General features: G+C 56.9%; 2 protein-coding genes. Both read right to left on the reverse strand.

Annotated features, from left to right (window positions below; all coding sequences use genetic code 11):
* Positions 1 to 19: 19 nt before the first annotated feature.
* Complete coding sequence (locus tag DDZ13_RS15250) at positions 20 to 937, reverse strand: IS3 family transposase (RefSeq protein ID WP_110132323.1); 918 nt, start codon at positions 935 to 937, stop codon at positions 20 to 22.
* A partial coding sequence (locus DDZ13_RS15255) for a transposase (protein WP_146209410.1) occupies positions 937 to 1221 on the reverse strand: 285 nt, incomplete at its 5' end. The genes DDZ13_RS15250 and DDZ13_RS15255, both read right to left, overlap by 1 nt.

A 1221-nucleotide genomic window follows, 5' to 3' on the forward strand; every position in this document is an offset into this window, starting at 1 on the left:
TAGGTTGTGGTTATAATGTTTAGTTGTGGTTGATGCAAGCCGGTAGGCTAGCTCCTATGCCCCCCATGGGGGGCGCGATTTTTTCCTCGAACTGAACCGGGTTTTTATAGCCCAGCGAAGAGTGTTTTCTGAAGCGGTTATAAAAGACTTCGATGTATTCGAAGGCATTGCTCCGGGCGGCGGCCTCATCAAAGAAGACTTCGTCGCCGACAGTTGATGTCTTGTATCTGCCGTAGAAGGATTCCTGGGCTGCGTTGTCGTAGCAATTGCCCTTCGCGCTCATGCTCTGCTTTATCCCAAAGCTCCTGAGCATGGCCTCGTAGTCATAGCTGGCATAAGTGCTGCCCCGGTCGCTGTGGTGGACCAGGTCCTCCGGCAACTCTCCCCGCCGCGTCAGCACGGCACATTGCAGAGCCTGGCAGACCAGCTTTGAGTCGTTCCGGGAGGAGACGCTCCAACCGATGATCCGACGGCTGCAGAGATCCATCACCGTTGCCAGGTAACACCAGCCATGCTGGACCCGCAGGTAGGTGGTATCTGCCACCCAGACCCGGTCACAGGCATCGGGCTGTCCGAGTTCCCTAAGGAGGTTCGGACTGTAGCCGAAGTCGTGCTTACTGTTCGTGCCCAGAGGCTTGAAGCCCTTCTTTTGCCTGCCTTCGATACCCAGCTCCTTCATCAGCCGCAGGGTCCGGTCCCGACCGCACTCAAAGGACTCGTCCTTCAAGTGTTCGTGGATCGGGCGGTGCCCGTAGCGGCCACGGGCCTGCTTGTGCAGTTCGACAATCCGCTCCTTGAAAGAGGCATCCTCCCGGCTGCGGGCACTCGGCAAACGAAGCGTCCAGTCATAGTAGCCGCTCCGGCTCAGACCAAAACACTCGCAGAGCTCGTCAATGCTGTAACGAGCCTTGTGCTCTTCTATAAAACGGTAACGCATCACTCGGGATTGCTGAAGTAGCCCACCGTTTTTTTTAATATCTCATTCATCCGCCGCTCCTTCGCCAGCGCCTTGCGCAGCTGTGCCAGCTCCGCCGCCATCTCCTTCGGGCTCTGCGCACCTTCTGGCGCATCCGCCTCCAACTGGTCCAAGTGCTTCTGCTTCCAGCTGTAAAGAACCCCTTCAGGCACTCCCAATTGCTGCGAAACCTCCTTCACCGGGGTCCCGTCGATTAATATCAGTTTGACTGCCTCCTGTTTGAACTCGGCAGTATAGCGTTGTCT

It is taken from the genome of Coraliomargarita sinensis (genome assembly GCF_003185655.1).
Lineage (GTDB): Bacteria > Verrucomicrobiota > Verrucomicrobiia > Opitutales > Coraliomargaritaceae > Coraliomargarita_B > Coraliomargarita_B sinensis.